Genomic DNA, 315 nt, shown 5'->3' on the forward strand with positions numbered 1-315 from the left:
TAGCTGACCACCGCGCCTCCCAAATTGCGAAGAATATCGGGAATAACGAAGATCTCTTCCTGGCGTCGTTCCAAGCTTCGGTCGGCTTCTGGCGTGGTCGGGCCGTTCGCGCCTTCGGCAAGGATGCGGCAGCTCAGGTTACCGGCAATTCGACGGTCGATGACGCGCTCCACCGCAGCTGGGACAAGCACGTCGCATGGTATTGAAAGGATCTCTGCTGGGTAGGCCGAGCTCATTGGAATAACTCTCAAGGCTATCGTGCAAACCAGCGTGCCGGATGAGCTGTGGTAGATCGAGACCGCCGGGCGGATAGAG

The 315-nt window shown here is 58.7% G+C and carries 1 pseudogene; it reads right to left on the bottom strand.

Annotated elements, in window-relative coordinates:
• Positions 1-236, bottom strand: a pseudogene (locus PVA17_RS25480) (glutamate dehydrogenase); the annotation flags it as partial.
• Positions 237-315 lie beyond the last annotated feature (79 nt).

This window comes from Lysinibacillus sp. CNPSo 3705, from assembly GCF_028674935.1.
Lineage (GTDB): Bacteria > Bacillota > Bacilli > Bacillales_A > Planococcaceae > Lysinibacillus.